Below are 15468 nucleotides of genomic sequence, written 5' to 3' on the forward strand. Positions count from 1 at the left end.
CAGGAACACGAGGAGTACGACGTGAAGATCAAGCGCCTGCGGCTCGCCGGGTTCGGCCCATTCAAGAACGAGCAGGTCGTCGACTTCGAGCGCTTCGACGACGACGGTATCTTCCTGATCACGGGCAAGACCGGCGCGGGCAAGTCCAGCATCCTCGACGCGGTCTGTTTCGCCCTCTATGGAAGTGTTCCGCGCTATGAGGGCACGGAATCGCAGTTGCGCAGCGACCATTGCGAACCCGGTGATCCCACCTTCGTCGAGCTCGAATTCGGCCTGAACGGGAACGACTATCGCATCTTCCGCACTCCCAGGTACCTCAAGGCCAAAAAGCGGGGCATCGGCACGACCGTGTCCGCACCGGATGCCCGGCTCGAGATCCGCGACGCCGCCGCGGTCGACGCCGCTGCCGATGCAGTCGACGGCTGGCGGGGTCTCGCCGCACGCCCCGTCGATGTCGGGAACGAACTCTCCCGCATCCTGCCGCTCAAACAGGACCAGTTCCTGCAGGTGATCCTGCTCGCACAGAACCGGTTCCAAAGGTTCCTGCTCGCCAAGACCGACGATCGTCGCGAGGTCCTGCGCACCCTCTTCGGCACCAGCAGGTTCCAGAGTCTGGAGACAGAACTCATCACGCGTCGCAAGGCCCTCGACGATGAACTCACCGGCGTGCGCGTGCGGCTCGAGACTCTCGCGGCATCCGCCGCCCGGCACGTGCCAGCAGGCACCGAGCCCGGCACCGCAGCACCAGACCTGGCCTGGTTCGAGGCGGCCACCGCCGAACTCGAACAGGCACTCGCCGTCGCCGTCGCCGCGGCTGCCCGTGCGGATGCCGCACTGGTCGACGCGACGGCCGGGCTTCGGGCCCAGGAAGAGATGCGGGCCCGCCAGGACCGCAGGGACGCCGCAACGGCCACCCTGGCCGTGCTCGACGAGCGCAGCTCCGTTGTCGACGCCGACCGTGACGACCTCGCGGCCGCGCACCGCGCTGCCCGGGTATGGCCCCAGATCGAAGCAGAGTCCGCTGCGCTCGCCGCTGCCCTCGACGCGGCGCCGGCGGAGGTGGCTGCGCGGGAGAACTGGATCACGGTCAACGGTTCCGACGAGGTCGACCAGGACGGCGACGACGATCAGGATGCCGTCCCACTCTCCGCCACCATCGACCTGCTCCTCGAACAGCTCGGGTCCCTGAACGATGTCCTCGCGGCCGAGGAAGAACTGCCGGCCCTCGATGTGGAGTCCGGGTCCGCCGAGGCCGGGCTCGCCGAGATCCAGGCCACGCTCGACGGGCTGCAGGCGCGGATCGACGCAGCGCCCGCCCTGCTCGACGACCTCGACCGGGACCTCGCCGCGCTCGCTCGCGACTCCGCCCGCGAACCGGAAGCCGTCGCCGCGCTCGCCCGCGCGGTCGCCGCGGAAGCCGCAGCCACAGAGGCTGCCGCGCTCGAGGCGGACCTCGACAGGGCACGCAGCCGGCACGCGGCCGCCGCCACCGAGAACGCCGACGCCGCCGGACGCTACCGAGACCTCGTCGCCAAGCGGCTGGCCGATCACGCCGGCGAGCTCGCCGGCCGGCTCGTTTCCGGCGAACCGTGCGGGGTGTGCGGTTCCACGCTGCATCCTCACCCCGCGGAGGCGTCCGGTGAGCCGGTCACCGAGGGCGACATCGAGGCCGCCCTCGCCGGAATGACCCGCGCCCAGGACCACCTCGAGCGCAGCAACGGTGAGGTCCTCAGCCTGGGCGCGCGCGCTGCCGCCGCCCGTGCTTCCGCCGGCCCGGGAACAGGTGCCGACCGCACGGCCTCGCGCGCGGCCGCGCTCACCGCACTCGAGACTGCCCGCACCGCCGCGGCACGGGAAACGGAACTCGGTGCCGAGCGGCTGCGGCTGCGCACCGAGCTCGACCACGCGCGGGAGACCCTCGCCGGGGTCCACTCCGGCAGGGACGATGCCGCGACCCGGCTCACCGAAATCCGCGGCCGCCGCATCGCGATCGAGGAACGGGTGAATCGGCAACTGGCGGGCCACACCTCCGTCACCGAACGGGCCGAGAGCCTGCGCACAGAGCTCGAGGCGGCGCGCGCCTTCGAGACGGCCCGCGCCCTCAGCGGCGAACGGGATCGTGCCCTCGATGCCGCCTCCGCGGCCGTGGCCGACCGGCTCACCGCGGAAGGCTTCGTGGAAGCAACGGAGGTCGTCACCGCACGACTCACGCCGGCCGAGATCGCGACGCGGGAGACCGGCATCCGTGCCCACGACGACCAGATCGCCGCGGTGCGCGCCGTGCTGGCCGAACCGGAGCTCGCCGACCTTCCCGATGTCGCGCTCGATCTGGACCCGGCCAGGGCCGCCAGGGCCGCTGCGGCCACGGCCAGGGACGAGGCGTTCACCGAGCACGGGACCCTCGCGATCCGGCAGGAGGAACTGGCTGTCGTGGTCGCCGAGGCCCGTGCGCTTGCCGCCACCTCCGCGACCCTGCTCGTCACCCAGGCCCAGGTGCGGGAGCTCGCCGCGGTCGTTCACGGCGAGGAACCGAACACCAAACGGATGAAACTCGAAACCTACGTGCTCGCCGCGCAACTCGAGGAGATCATCCTCGCCGCGAACGGTCGCCTGCGGGACATGACCGGCGGCCGATACGCCCTCGAACACGACGATTCCCTGCAGTACCGCGGCACCCAGTCCGGCCTCGGACTCGCCATCCTCGACCAGCACACCGGACGGGCCCGCCCGACCCAGTCGCTCTCCGGCGGCGAGACCTTCCTCGCCTCACTCGCCCTGGCCCTCGGGCTCGCCGAGGTCGTCTCGCATCAGGCCGGCGGAATCGCGCTCGACACCCTCTTCGTCGATGAGGGATTCGGCTCCCTGGACAGCGAAACGCTCGAGACGGCGATGAGCACCCTCGACGGCCTCCGGGCCGGTGGCCGCACCATCGGACTGATCAGCCACGTGGATTCGATGAAGGAACAGATTCCGGCGAAGCTCGAGGTCACTGTCACCGATCAGGGTTTCAGTGAAATCGGCAGCACAGTCCTCGTCTGAAGCTGCGCCGGTTTGGACCTGTGTTCGTCTGACGCTGTGCTCGTCTGACCGGCCCGGCCTGCCCGGAGGGGCTCACAGCCGATGGGCGGGACCCTCTGGGCCAACACCACGACGCCTCATAGACATCCGATAGCTTCCGGGACTTGGGTGGGAACCAGTCGCGACGGTACGGCCGTCACCCGGAGGAAAAGGATCTCACAATGACTGGCACCGAACCCACGGGCACGGAACCCACTGGCACGGAATCCACGGGCAACAGCCTGGCCGCACCCGTCGTCAACCCGGCCTTCCACCGGCCGCGCTTCCGTGCCGGAGTGATCGTCTCGATGGGGCTCGCTGCAGCCCTCGTCACTGCGACGACGGGCGCCGGCCTGTACTTCTCCTCGATGGCCGTCGCCCAGGTCGTCGCCGCGGCCTCCTCCTCGAACAGCTCGACGTCGGGCACGAGCAGCTCGGGCTCGGTTGCGGGATCAACCGGATCATCGGGAACCTCAGGTTCCTCGGCGACCCTCGGTACCTCCGGCCTGCGCCCCGGCGGCCCCTCCAACTATGGGTCCGGCACCGCATCCGCGACGACGGCAACCGCGCTCGACACCACTGCGGCAACGGCCGCGCAGTCGGTCGGCGTCGTCGTCATCGATACCGTCCTCAAGTATCAGAGCGCCGAAGCGGCCGGCACCGGAATCGTGCTCACCTCGAACGGTGAGATCCTGACCAACAACCACGTCATCGACGGCGCGACGAGCATCAGCGTGACGGTCGTCTCGACCGGCGTGAGCTATGTGGCGGATGTCGTCGGTACGGACTCCTCGCAGGACATCGCCGTTCTGAAACTCGAGAATGCCTCCGGGCTGGTCCCCGCCACTCTGGACACGACCTCGACCGTCGCGGCGGGGGACGCGGTCACGGGGGTCGGCAACGCCGGCGGAACGAGCACCCTCACCGCGGCGGCCGGCACCGTCACGAGCGTCGACCAGACCATCACCGCGTCGAGCGAGGATGCCACGGACGCCGAAACCCTGACCGGCCTGATCCAGGTTGACGCGGACATCCAGTCCGGCGACTCCGGCGGGCCCCTCTACGACGCCGACGGGGAGGTCATCGGCATTGACACGGCGGCGTCCTCAGGGACCGCGACGATCAGTGGCTTCGCGATCACGATCGACGCGGCCCTCGAGGTCGTCACCCTGATCCACACCGGCGTCGAAACGAGCTCTGTCACGATCGGCTACCCGGCGTTCCTCGGGGTCGCGGTCGGTTCGGGCGCCGCCACCTCGACGGACACGGGCTCTGTCAACGGCCGCAGCTACCGCGGCAGCCTCGGCGCGGCATCCGGCACCACCGGATCGACGGCCACGACCGGTGACTCGGCCGTGATCACGGCGGTCGTCGCCGGTTCGGCCGCCGCCACCGCCGGGATCGTCGCGGGCGACACCATCACCGCCGTCGACGGCACGTCGATCACCTCGGCCGCCGCCCTCACCTCGACCCTCACGGCGTACAACCCCGGCGACTCGGTCACCCTCACCTGGACGGACACCGCCGGGGCAACCCACACCGCGTCCGCAACCCTCACCGCCGGTCCCGCCGACTGACCCGCGCGCGTCTCCTCTCCGCGAGAGCGTAATTTTGGCCCTTAAACCGCCGGTTTAAGGGCCAAAATTACGCTCTCGCGAGGTGGGTGGACGCGTCGACGTGACGGGACGGAGCGGGAAGGGGCGGCATACTGTCGGCATGACCCGGAACTGGACCCCGCTCGCCCTCGTGTACCTCGGCTTGAGCATTGCCGGCCTGATCGGCACCTGGACGTACAACATCCTCTCGATCAGCCAGGCGCGCGACTACCTCGGCGACTGGACCGGAAGCGGCCCCTCGGTGTCATCGCTCACCGTCGACCTGCTTGTGACAGCCGTGGCCGGCAGTATCCTGATCATCGTCGAAGCCCGCCGGCTCGGCATGAAACGGGCCTGGCTCTACGTCGTCCTCGCGTTCGTTCTCGCCTTCGCGTTCAACTTTCCGCTGTTCCTCGCGATGCGCGAGCGTCAGCTGGAGGCGACACGGATGCTGCCGGATCTTCCGCCAGAACAGCTGTCGAAGCCGTGACCCCTGTCGCATGCCCCGCCCGGCTCACGGAGATCGCCGCGGCAGCGAGGCCCGCGATGACGACGGCGATTCCGAGCACGTACCCGGCGACGCTCCCATACCCGCCGGGTCCGGTCGGGTCGAGGAACGGGTAGGTGTAGAACCCGGTGACGGCGCCGCGGATCACGGCGTAGACGACCCACACGGTCGGATACAGGAGGGCGAAGCCCAGGGCCTTCCAGGCGAGGGCCGGCCGCCCAGGGGCGAGGAGCCAATCGACCAGGATGAAGATCGGCGCCCAGACGTGCAGGACCTCGTTCGGCCAGGCGATCCCGGTGAAACCGTCGGACACCACGTTGCGCAACAGTGCGTTGTAGACGACCGCGGTCACGATCGCGTAGCAGAGCCCCGACATCCTGATCCGGGTGAAAAGCTCCGGGTCTGCCCGGAACCGGAGGGCGAGGGAACCGCCCCAGAGCAGCACGACCGCGTTGACCAGGCTCGACTGCACCGTGAAGTACCCGAAGTACTCCGTCGGCACGAAGGCGTCGTGCACAGCCTGGTCGACGACTTGAGTGAGCACACTCGCGAGGAGGAGCATCCCGATCGCGAGGCGGAAGACCCCGAAGACGCGTCGTTGCGTGGTCACCGCTGCTGTTGCCATGGCATCACGATAGCGGTGCGGACGGGCGGTATCGACGGACCGGGCGGGCGCGTTCAGAACGGGTTGAGCAGGCGGTGCAGGAACTGCCGGGTGCGTTCCTCGCGCGGGTTCCGGAGCACCTGCCTGGGGTCGCCGTGTTCGACGATCGTGCCGCCGTCGACGAAGGCGATCTCGCTCGCGACCTCCCGGGCGAACTCCAGTTCGTGGGTGACGATCACCATGGTCCACCCCTCGATCGCGAGTTCCTTGATCAGGCGCAACACGTCCCCGACCAACTCAGGATCGAGCGAGGACGTCGGCTCGTCGAAGAGCAGGAGCTGGGGGCGGAGTGCGAGCGCCCGCACGATCCCGACCCGCTGCTGCTGACCGCCGGAGAGTTCGAACGGAAACGCATCCGTCTTGTCGGCCAGACCCACCCGGGCGAGGAGAGCGAGCGCCTCCGCGGTGACCTCCGCCTTCGGGCGGCGCTGCACGACGACAGGACCCTCGAGCACGTTCTCGAGCACCGTCTTGTGCGGGAACAGGTTGTAGTTCTGGAACACCATCGCCGACCGGTCGCGGAGGGCCGCGAGGCTCTTGTCGCTCGGGCCCTTGACGGCGCCGAAGTCGACCGTGATCGCGGTTCCGGCGAGTGAGGGGTCCCCGGGCGTGGCGGCGACCTGCGTGGCGTCTGCGACCTCGGCGGTGATCGTGATCGTGCCCCCGTCCGCGGTTTCGAGCCCGTTCAGGCACCGCAGAATGGTGGTCTTCCCCGAGCCGGAGGGGCCGATCAGGGCGAGCACCTGGCCCCGGGCGACGGTGAGGTCGATGGACTCGAGCACGCTGGTCGAGCCGAAGCTCTTGCGCAGCCCCCGAACGGTGAGCAGGGCGGCGGATGCCGCGGGCTCTGTCCCTTCGCCGTGCTGCGGCTCGGTCGGCGGGTCGAGCGGGGTATCAATGGGCGACATAACGGTCCAATCGCTTTTCGAGCCTGCCCTGCACGGTCGAGAGCACGAGGCAGATCACCCAGTACACGAGCGCGGCCTCGAGGTAGAGCAGCATGAATTCCTGGCTGAACGCCGCGACCTTCTGGGCCTGCCGGAAGAGTTCGGTGACAAGGATCAGCGAGGCGAGGGAGGTGTCCTTGACGAGGCTGATGAACGTGTTCGACAGCGGGGGGACCGAGACGCGGGCGGCCTGCGGCAGGATGATCCGGGTCAGTGCCTTGCGGCGGGACATTCCGACCATCCAGGCCGCCTCCCACTGGCCCTGGGGCACGGAGAGGATCGCGGCGCGGATGACCTCTGCGGCATACCCGCCGACATTGATCGAGAAGGCGATCACGGCGCTCGGCCACGGGTCGATCAGAAGCCCGAGCGAGGGAAGCCCGTAGAAGATAACGAAGAGCTGCACGAGCAGCGGCGTTCCCCGCACGATCGAGATGAACACCCGGGCGATCGCGGACAACCAGCGCTGCCGGGACAACCTCATGAGCGCGAGGACGAGCGCGAGCACGAGACCGAGCGCGAAGGAGACGAGCGCGAGCGGAATCGTGCCCTGGATGGCGCCCATCAGGATCGGACCCAGTGCGCTGAGGGCGAGGTCCCAGTTCGACTGAGTCATCTGCTGGTTACTTCGAGACGTCGGCCCCGAAGTACTTCTCCGAGATCGAGGTCAGGGTGCCGTCCGAGGCAAGATCGGCGAGGGCGGTGTCGACGGCGGTTGCGAGGGCGGTGCTGCCGCCGGCGAACGCGAGGGCGCTCTCCGACTTGTCGGTCGTGGTCGCGGCGACTTTGAGCCCCGAAGCGTCGTTGTTCTTCTTGTAGTCGAGGAAGGTCAGGTTGTCGTTGATCGTGGCGTCGACCCGGCCCTGCTCGACGAGGGCGACGGACTGCGCCCAGCCCTCGACGGCCTGCACGTTGGCGCCGCTCTGGGTAGCGAGAGTGTTCCAGTTGCTCGTGAGCGACTGGGCGGTGGTCTTCCCGGAGAGGCTCTCGAACGAGGTGATCGAGGTGTTGTCCGACTTCACGACGATCACGCCCGTCGAGTACGTGTACGGGGTGGAGAAGGTGTACTTGGCGGTGCGCTCAGGGGTGATCGAGACCTGGTTGGCGATCGCGTCGAACCGGCCGGCCTCGAGCCCGGCGAAGATGCCGTCCCACTGGGTCTCCTGGAAGGTCGCGGTGACTCCGAGCTTGGCGGCGACGGCCTTGACCACGTCGACGTCGTATCCGGTGATGTCTCCGGCGCCGTTCTCGTGGAACGAGAACGGGCGGTATGTTCCCTCTGTCCCGACCGTGAGTGTTCCCGCCTTCTGCACCTTGGTGAGGGAATCGTCGGCGGTCGTTGCGCCGCTCGTGCTTCCGGCCGTGCCGCCGGTGGCGCACGCGGTGAGGGACAGTGCTGCGAGGGTGACGATGGCTCCCGCGACGAGCGCGGAGCGGAACGTGAGCTTCATGGGAATGCCTAACGCGAATGCAGGGAATCGAACCGCCGGTTTGACGCTTCGGAAGGTGAAAGACCAGGGTGGCGGTCCTTCACGCGAGGGAGTCTCCGGGCCGGGTGTGTTCACCGGGGACTTCCGAAGAATAACAAGGTGCAGGCTTCCCCGACTATTCCCGTGACGCACGATGACGCCCACGCCGGTCGTTCTTGGCCATCGCGAATGCGCGCCACGGGAGGGGGCTGCCGCCTTGTCGGCCGTGCCGCCGGGACGTATGCTGCGCGCATTCGATGTCGTTGCTCCTGCCACGGAGGTCGCCGTGCTCACACCCGAACAGCATGATCGGTCCGGCGCTGTTTTGCTGGGGCTCGCCGCCGGGGATGCCCTCGCGTCCGGCGGTGACTTCGAGTGGTCCGAGCGGACGGCCGCGGCCGTGGACCTCGCGCTGCTCACGGCCGACGGCCTCGACCCCAGGGAGGCCGCGGTGCGGGAAGACCCCGGCCCGGCCGCGGAACCCGACGTCGGCGATCCGGATGCGGCCGGGCTCGCGGCCGGGCGGTGCCTGCTCCGGACGGCCCCCGTCGCCCTCGCCCTGCTCGACGACCCCGTGGCGCTCGCCGAGGCCGCGCGGTTGGTGTCGTCCGTGCGCGGCACCGCGCTGAACCGCACCGCACCGACCGACTCGGGACGCCCCGACGCCGACCCGGGCGCCGGCGACGCGGGCGTCCTCTTCGCGCTCTCACTCCGCGTGGCGGTCCTCGAGGGGCGCCTCGATCCCCGGGCCGGGTTCGAGACCCTGCCCGCAGAGGCGCGTGCCGCCTGGGAGGCCCACCTCGCCGCGGCCGGGCGGGGCCGCACCGTCGACGTGCAGCGTGTGGGTCCGGTCGGCTGGATTCTGCAGGGCGCGTGGGCGATCCTCGGCGACGCGGGCGCCGTGGATGCTTCCCGCGTCGAACCGGTCATCTCCGCTGCCGCGCACAGCGGTGCCGATCCCGCCAGCGTGGCCGCCGCCGGCGCGCTGCTCGCGGGACGGTGGGGACTCGAGGCGGTGCCGGCCACCTGGCGCCGCCGCCTGCATGGACGGCCTGACCTGTTCGGCATCGACCTCGTGCGTCTCGGGATGCTGTCCGCCCGGAGCGAGGTGCCGCACGATCCCGACGACCCGGCCCGGATGGACGTGCTGCGCTGAGGTTCGGTAGCGCTGAGGGTCTGAAGCGCCCGGGGTTTTGTAGACTCGACTGGGCCCCGCTCGCCGAATTCCCTGGGCGTCCCTCGAGAGGACAGCAGTAATGAGCCTGATCAGGCTGAATGACGTCAGTGTTCGATTCGAGAAGACGCAGATCCTGCGCGACGCCTTCTTCCGGCTGGAGCCGGGCGACCGGGTCGGCCTGATCGGCAAGAACGGGTCGGGAAAGACCACGATCCTCAAGCTCATCCTCGACCAGGTGGCACCGGACTCCGGCACCGTCACGCTCGAGAGCGGTGTCTCGATCGGGTACTTCTCGCAGTTCTCCGAACTGGACGGCTCCTCCACCATCACCGAGGTCCTGCACGGCCTCTTCGCTCCGATCAAGGCCATCGAAGCCGAACTCGCGTCGATCGACGCGGCCATCGCCGTGGCCACGGACTTCGACGCCCTCCTGCACCGCCAGGCCGAACTGTTCGAGGACATGGACCGGCTCGGCGGCTGGGATTACCCGCGCCGGATCGACACGGCACTCAGCACCCTCGGTTTCAACGAGGCCCACCGCGTCTGCGCGATCGACGAGCTCTCCGGCGGCTGGCGCAACCGGGCGGCGCTTGCCAAGATCCTGCTCGAGGACCCCGACGTCCTGCTCCTCGACGAGCCCACCAACTACCTCGACGTCGCCGGCGTCGAATGGCTCGAGGCCTGGTTCCGGGACTTCCACGGCGCGGCGATCATCGTCTCGCACGACCGGAAATTCCTCGACGCCGTCGTCACCCGGATCATCGAGGTCGAGAACTTCCACCTGCACGAGTACCCCGGCAACTTCGGCGAATACGTCATCCAGAAGCAGTTCCGGCTCAAGACGCTCGAGCAGCAGTTCGTGCACGAGTCCGAGCTCCTCGCGTTCGAGTCCGAGGGGATCTCCGACCGCAGGGAGGCGGCGAAGGCGGCGAGCCGCACCCTCGACGGCCAGCTGGCGCAGATCAAGAAGGCGAGGGCGCCGCGCCCGGTCGACCAGATCATCACGGAGATCTATCGTGGCCTGCACGTGAAGGACGTGCTCTGCCGGGTCGAGGGCCTCAGCAAGTCCTATGGCGACAAGGCCCTGTTCTCCGACCTGAGCTTCGAGGTCCGGCGCGGGAACAGGATCGTGGTGCTCGGCGCCAACGGCAGCGGCAAGACGACCCTGCTGCGGGTTCTCGACGGCGAGGAGAAGGCCGACTCCGGGTCCGTGACCTGGGCGGGCGGCATCGCGCCGGTCTCCTACAACCAGGTCCTCGCCGAGCTCGACGAGAAGGACACCGTCACGCACGCGGTGAACGCCATGCCCGGCAGCCTCGCGTTCACCGCGACCCGCAAGTCGGTGAACCGCTTCCTCGCGATGTTCCAGTTCTCAGAAGCCGACCTCAAACAGACGATCGGCAACCTGTCCGGCGGGCAGAAGGCGCGCGTCGCCATGGCGCAGTGCCTGCTCTCCGGGGCTTCGGTGCTTCTGCTCGACGAACCGACCAACCACCTCGACCTGTCGAGCACCCAGGTGATGGAGCGGGCCCTCGTGCACTTCCCCGGCGCTGTCGTCGTGGTCAGCCATGACCGGTTCTTCACCGACAAGATCGCCAACCGGTTCCTGGTCTTCGGCAGTGAGGCCGCGGAGCCGGGCGAGATCGAGGTCAGGGTCGCCTGACCCCGCCGGAAACGACCCGCTTACATCAGGCCGAGCGCCCCGAGGGCGAAGCGGATGGCCGGGGCGATGTGGGTCGAATACGCAGGAGTCATGTGCACGGTGTCGTACTTGGTCGGAATCGTGCCCGCGAACGCCGGGCAGGCGCCGTTGTAACAGCTGAACGGCAGCGAGGACACGAAGAAGCTGCCGGATCCGTTTAACGCACTGGTCGCCGCCGCGAAGTCCTGCCAGGCCTGGTCGATGCCCGTGTTGCAGTTCTGCGGGCTCGACACCGGCGAATAGCACTGGCCGAGGCTGGCCCCGAGGGGCGGCGGTGCGAGGTAAACGATCCGGCCGGCGGCGTTGTACACGGCCGCCTCCGCGGCCGTCGACGCGACGAGGGTCTCCGCGGAGAGGGCGGTCCGGTCGGGCGTCTTGCCGAGCGCGTATGCGTTCGAAATCACGACGAGCCGCGGGTTGTCGGCCACGATGCGCTGGGCGACGTCCTGTTTGCGCTGGGGGCAGGCATCCATCACGCCGGCGCCGTCGTTCTGCACGGGCACGGCCGTGAACCGGCAGCCGTACAGGCCGATCGTGGTGATCTTCCACTGCCCGTTGCTGCCCTCCGCGATCACCTTGAACGCGGGGGCATAGGCAAGGGCCGTCGAGTCGCCCACGAGGTACATGTGATTCGGGGCGTCCGAACTGCCCCAGGTGCAGCCGTCGAAGCTCGGCGTGCTTCCGACATCGAAGCAGCCCCTGGCCGGGTTGTTCTTCGACGTCGTCGCGATCGCGTCGTCGAGGGTGGGGGAGAGGTTCCCCGGCCACTCGGTTGACGAGGCAGCCGCGCCGAGATCCGCCTGCAGCTGGGCTGTCGGGTCCTCCACCGGGCCGGGCGCCGCGATGGGTGCTGCCGGGGAACTCGTGCCGTGCAGGGTGACCTGGGCGCTGACACCGATCACGGTCGCGATCACGAACAGGCTCAGCCCGGCAAGAATGAACTGGGAGCCGAACTTCTCCCGCCAGGTGCGCCAGGCGAGGCGGCTGGATTCCGCTGAATCGCCGAACCGGTGCAGCCACGGTGACCGGTGCAGTGGCTGCTCGATGAGGTAGTACGACACGATCGAGAGTGCGAGGATCATGCCGAGGATGACCTGCACGCTGAGTGTGGGGTCGGCCATCAGCAGGAACACCATCACCGGGAAGTGCCAGAGATACAGCGAGTACGAGAGGTCGCCGATCCAGACGCTGAGCGGGTTCGTGAGCGGGAACAGGTAGTGCTGCGGGCCGGTGATGCCGCCGATGATCACGAGGGCGGTCGCGGCGACGGGGACGGCTGCCCAGGGCCCTGGAAAGGCGAGGGCGTCGTCGATCAGGAAGAAGCCGGCCAGGATCCCGAGCAGTCCAGCCCAGCCGAGGAGCCCGCGCAGGGCGACGGGGATCCGGGGGAAGACCGGGGCGGCCGCGGCGAGCAGGGCGCCGACGCCGAGCTCCCACACCCGGGAGAACGTGGACAGGTAGGCGGCGGACGGCGTGGTCGCGCTCTCACCGAGGGCATGACAAAAGGACACGACAATGACGACGACCATCACCAGGCCGAGGACCACCCTGCCGCGGCGGGCGCTCCGCAGGCGCTTCGCGCCCACGGTGAGCACGAGGAGCACCACGATCGGCCAGACGAGATAGAACTGCTCCTCGACCGAGAGCGACCAGTACGGCTGCAGCGGCGAGGCCGGGTCGGTCGCATGGAAGTAGTCCGTGCCGATGGCCGTGAAGTGCCAGTTCGCCGCGAAGACGAAGGCCCAGGCGGCATCCCAGAGCGTGGAGAGCGCCCGCGTGGTGTTGAACAGGAAGTGGGCGAGGACCGCCGTGGCGACCAGTACGGTCACCGCGGCCGGAGCGATCCGCCGGATGCGCCTGGCGTAGAAACGCCGGAGCGAAATCGTGCCCGTCGTCTCATGGTCGCGGAGCAGGATCCCGGTGATCAGGAATCCCGAGATGACGAAGAAGATGTCCACGCCGATGAAACCGCCGGTCGGCCACATGATCACGTGGTTGAGCACGACCGCGACGATGGCGACGGCCCGCAGCCCCTGGATATCCCGGCGCACGGTGGTTTCGCGTGGCGGCGCCGGAGCAGGTCGCTCGGTCTTGAGTGTCGATGTCACGGGTCTCCCTGGTTCTGAATGCCCGGGGAGTTTACCGGAAGGATGTGTCATCGCGGATGCGTGCGCGGCTCCCGGAACGCGCGCGGACTCAGGAACGCAGCGCCAGGGCGAACGGGAGCACCGCAGAGGTGCCCGCCCGGCGCAGCAGCCGCCCGGCGACGGTGAGGGTCCACCGGCTGTCGGCGAGGTCGTCGATCAGCAGGACCGGCTTGCCGGCGAAGGGCGCCAGGGACGCGGCGAGTTCGGGCCCGACCTCGAAACGGTTCCACACCGCGGCGAGGCGATAGGCGCTGTTCCCGCCGCTGCCGCCTTCGGGCCCGCCGCCGACGAGGTCCAGGGAGCCGAGCCAGGGCAGGCGCCCGGCCTCCGACAGGGTGCGGGCGACCGAGGCGACGAGAAGCGGATGCCGCCGCGACGGCATGCTGATCACCGCGGCCGGTCGTTCGTCCCAGTTCCAGTCGGCGAGCACCCGTACGCAGGCGCTTGTCATCGCGGCGGTCGCAGTGGCATCCGCCGCCTGGACGGCGAAGAGGTCACGGAGGGGTCCGCCCCAGCCGAGGTCGGTGAGCCGGGCGAGGGCGCGGCCCGGGGCGAGACGCTCGCCAACCGGGATGTTGCCGCGCACGTCGACCCCGAGGCTCGCGACCCCGGTCGGCCACTGGGCGCGGGGTTCGAGTTCCACGCCGACCCGGTCGAGCGAGGCGGCGGCTGCCGAGGCCGCCGCCACGGCGACGTCGGACGGATACCACGCGGTCGTGCAGGTGTCGCACCGGCCGCAGGGCACCGCGGTGTCGTCGTCGAGGGCGCGCTGCAGGAACTCCATCCGGCAGCCGGTCGTGCGTTCGTAGTCGATCATCGACTGCTGTTCGGCGAGCCGGGCGGCCGCGATGCGCTCGTAGCGCACCTGGTCGTAGACCCAGGGCTGCCCGGTCGACACCCAGCCGCCGGTGACCCTGCGCACGGCGCCGTCGACGTCGAGGACCTTGAGCAGCAGTTCGAGGGGGGACCGCTTGAGGTCGACGCGCGCCTCGAGCGCCGGCGTCGAGAGAGGGCGACCACCCGCGTCGCCGAGGGCGCCGAGCACGGCCTCAGCCTTATGCTCGCTCGGCATCGACGAGGTCGCGAAGTACTGCCAGATCGCCTCGTCCTCGATACCGGGGAGCAGGAGCACGTCGGCGTTCTCGGTCGCGCGCCCCGCGCGACCGACCTGCTGGTAGTACGCGACGGGGGAGGAGGGGGCGCCCAGGTGCAGCACGAAGCCGAGGTCCGGCTTGTCGAAGCCCATGCCGAGGGCACTTGTGGCGACGAGGGCCTTGACCTCGTTGCGCTTGAGCATCCCCTCAGACTCCTCGCGTTCCGCGGTGTCGGTCTGGCCGGTGTACGCGCGCACGGCATGGCCGGCCTCGCGCAACAGGCGCGCGGTGTCCTCGGCCGCTGAGACGGTGAGGGTGTAGATGATGCCGCTGCCGGGCAGCTCGTCGATGTGGCTGAGCAGCCAGGCGAGCCGGGCTCGCGAGTCGGGCAGCCGAAGCACGCCGAGCCGCAGGGAGGCTCGGGCGAGCGGCCCGCGGATGGTGACGACGCCGGGCCCCGCTGCCTGGCCTGTTGCCGGCGCCGCGGGTGCGAGCTGTTCCGCGACGTCCGTCACGACGCGGCTGTTCGCCGTTGCGGTCGTCGCGAGGACCGGCACCCCGGCCGGCATCGTCGCGATGAGGTCGCGCAGCCGCCGGTAGTCCGGACGGAAGTCGTGGCCCCAGTCGGAGATGCAGTGCGCTTCGTCGACGACGAGCAGGCCGACGCGACTGATGAGCGCGGGCAGCTGCTCGTCGCGGAAGGAGGGGTTGTTCAGCCGCTCGGGGGAGACCAGAAGCACGTCGACCTCATCCCTCCGCAGCTGTTCGAGTACCCCGGCCCACTCGTGCGCGTTCGAGGAGTTGATCGACACGGCACGCACGCCGGCGCGCGCCGCCGCGGCGACCTGGTCCCGCATGAGGGCGAGCAGCGGCGAGACGAGGATGGTGGGGCCTGCGCCCTGGCGGCGCAGCAGCAGGGTCGCGACGAAGTACACCGCGGACTTTCCCCAGCCGGTGCGCTGCACGACGAGCGCGCGGCGGCGGTCGTCGACGAGGGTGGAGATGGCCTCGAACTGCCCCTCGTGGAAGTCGGCGTCGTCGCGCCCGACCAGGGTGCGGAGAATCTCACGGGCGGATGCGCGGGTATCGGTCCGGGTGTCGGTCATCG

The 15468-nt window shown here is 69.5% G+C and carries 11 protein-coding genes; 5 read left to right on the forward strand and 6 right to left on the reverse strand.

Annotated elements, in window-relative coordinates; all coding sequences use genetic code 11:
- Window positions 1-21 precede the first annotated feature (21 nt).
- The 3 genes from E3O46_RS08210 (at window position 22) to E3O46_RS08220 (ending at window position 5142) form a co-directional block, all read left to right on the forward strand.
- Window positions 22-3039, forward strand: coding sequence for an AAA family ATPase (locus tag E3O46_RS08210; protein ID WP_134561497.1), 3018 nt, complete (start codon window positions 22-24; stop codon window positions 3037-3039).
- A 200-nt stretch (window positions 3040-3239) separates the two neighbouring features.
- On the forward strand, window positions 3240-4634 hold the full coding sequence (locus tag E3O46_RS08215; protein ID WP_134561498.1) for a S1C family serine protease: 1395 nt from the start codon (window positions 3240-3242) through the stop codon (window positions 4632-4634).
- Between the two features lie 139 nt (window positions 4635-4773).
- Window positions 4774-5142 (forward strand): DUF2834 domain-containing protein, encoded by a 369-nt coding sequence (locus E3O46_RS08220; RefSeq protein ID WP_134561499.1) that lies wholly within the window; start codon window positions 4774-4776, stop codon window positions 5140-5142.
- Here the strand turns inward: E3O46_RS08220 and E3O46_RS08225 are convergent.
- From E3O46_RS08225 to E3O46_RS08240, 4 genes are read right to left on the reverse strand one after another with little or no spacing between them, the layout of a single operon-like run.
- A complete protein-coding gene (locus E3O46_RS08225; protein WP_134561500.1) occupies window positions 5048-5785 on the reverse strand; it encodes a Pr6Pr family membrane protein in 738 nt (245 codons plus the stop codon). The genes E3O46_RS08220 and E3O46_RS08225 overlap by 95 nt on opposite strands.
- 53 nt (window positions 5786-5838) lie before the next feature.
- A complete protein-coding gene (locus tag E3O46_RS08230; protein WP_134561501.1) occupies window positions 5839-6732 on the reverse strand; it encodes an amino acid ABC transporter ATP-binding protein in 894 nt (297 codons plus the stop codon).
- Window positions 6719-7387 carry an amino acid ABC transporter permease gene (locus E3O46_RS08235; protein WP_134445903.1) on the reverse strand — a complete coding sequence of 223 codons (669 nt, stop codon included), beginning with the start codon at window positions 7385-7387 and terminating at the stop codon, window positions 6719-6721. Before E3O46_RS08235 ends, E3O46_RS08230 begins: the two co-directional genes overlap by 14 nt.
- 7 nt (window positions 7388-7394) lie before the next feature.
- Window positions 7395-8222 (reverse strand): amino acid ABC transporter substrate-binding protein, encoded by an 828-nt coding sequence (locus E3O46_RS08240; RefSeq protein WP_134559550.1) that lies wholly within the window; start codon window positions 8220-8222, stop codon window positions 7395-7397.
- A gap of 304 nt (window positions 8223-8526) precedes the next feature.
- On the opposite strand from E3O46_RS08240, the gene E3O46_RS08245 reads away from it, so the two are divergent.
- Window positions 8527-9396 carry a hypothetical protein gene (locus E3O46_RS08245; protein WP_134561502.1) on the forward strand — a complete coding sequence of 290 codons (870 nt, stop codon included), beginning with the start codon at window positions 8527-8529 and terminating at the stop codon, window positions 9394-9396.
- A gap of 100 nt (window positions 9397-9496) precedes the next feature.
- Window positions 9497-11080 (forward strand): ABC-F family ATP-binding cassette domain-containing protein, encoded by a 1584-nt coding sequence (locus tag E3O46_RS08250; protein ID WP_134445900.1) that lies wholly within the window; start codon window positions 9497-9499, stop codon window positions 11078-11080.
- Between the two features lie 20 nt (window positions 11081-11100).
- Here the strand turns inward: E3O46_RS08250 and E3O46_RS08255 are convergent, their stop codons facing one another.
- Both E3O46_RS08255 and E3O46_RS08260 read right to left on the reverse strand, forming a co-directional pair.
- Window positions 11101-13227, reverse strand: a complete 2127-nt coding sequence (locus E3O46_RS08255; RefSeq protein ID WP_241987367.1) for an acyltransferase family protein — start codon at window positions 13225-13227, stop codon at window positions 11101-11103.
- Between the two features lie 88 nt (window positions 13228-13315).
- Window positions 13316-15466 (reverse strand): RecQ family ATP-dependent DNA helicase, encoded by a 2151-nt coding sequence (locus E3O46_RS08260; RefSeq protein ID WP_134559544.1) that lies wholly within the window; start codon window positions 15464-15466, stop codon window positions 13316-13318.
- Between the last annotated feature and the right edge of the window lie 2 nt (window positions 15467-15468).

The organism is Cryobacterium glucosi (assembly GCF_004402235.1).
GTDB lineage: Bacteria > Actinomycetota > Actinomycetes > Actinomycetales > Microbacteriaceae > Cryobacterium > Cryobacterium glucosi.

What these genes read in the sequence shown, in the direction of transcription:
- E3O46_RS08215 (WP_134561498.1), top strand. Translation starts at nt 3,240, where the DNA reads ATGACTGGCACCGAACCCACGGGCACGGAACCCACTGGCACGGAATCC.
- E3O46_RS08220 (WP_134561499.1), top strand. Translation starts at nt 4,774, where the DNA reads ATGACCCGGAACTGGACCCCGCTCGCCCTCGTGTACCTCGGCTTGAGC.
- E3O46_RS08225 (WP_134561500.1), bottom strand. Translation starts at nt 5,785, where the DNA reads ATGGCAACAGCAGCGGTGACCACGCAACGACGCGTCTTCGGGGTCTTC.
- E3O46_RS08230 (WP_134561501.1), bottom strand. Translation starts at nt 6,732, where the DNA reads ATGTCGCCCATTGATACCCCGCTCGACCCGCCGACCGAGCCGCAGCAC.
- E3O46_RS08235 (WP_134445903.1), bottom strand. Translation starts at nt 7,387, where the DNA reads ATGACTCAGTCGAACTGGGACCTCGCCCTCAGCGCACTGGGTCCGATC.
- E3O46_RS08240 (WP_134559550.1), bottom strand. Translation starts at nt 8,222, where the DNA reads ATGAAGCTCACGTTCCGCTCCGCGCTCGTCGCGGGAGCCATCGTCACC.
- E3O46_RS08250 (WP_134445900.1), top strand. Translation starts at nt 9,497, where the DNA reads ATGAGCCTGATCAGGCTGAATGACGTCAGTGTTCGATTCGAGAAGACG.
- E3O46_RS08260 (WP_134559544.1), bottom strand. Translation starts at nt 15,466, where the DNA reads ATGACCGACACCCGGACCGATACCCGCGCATCCGCCCGTGAGATTCTC.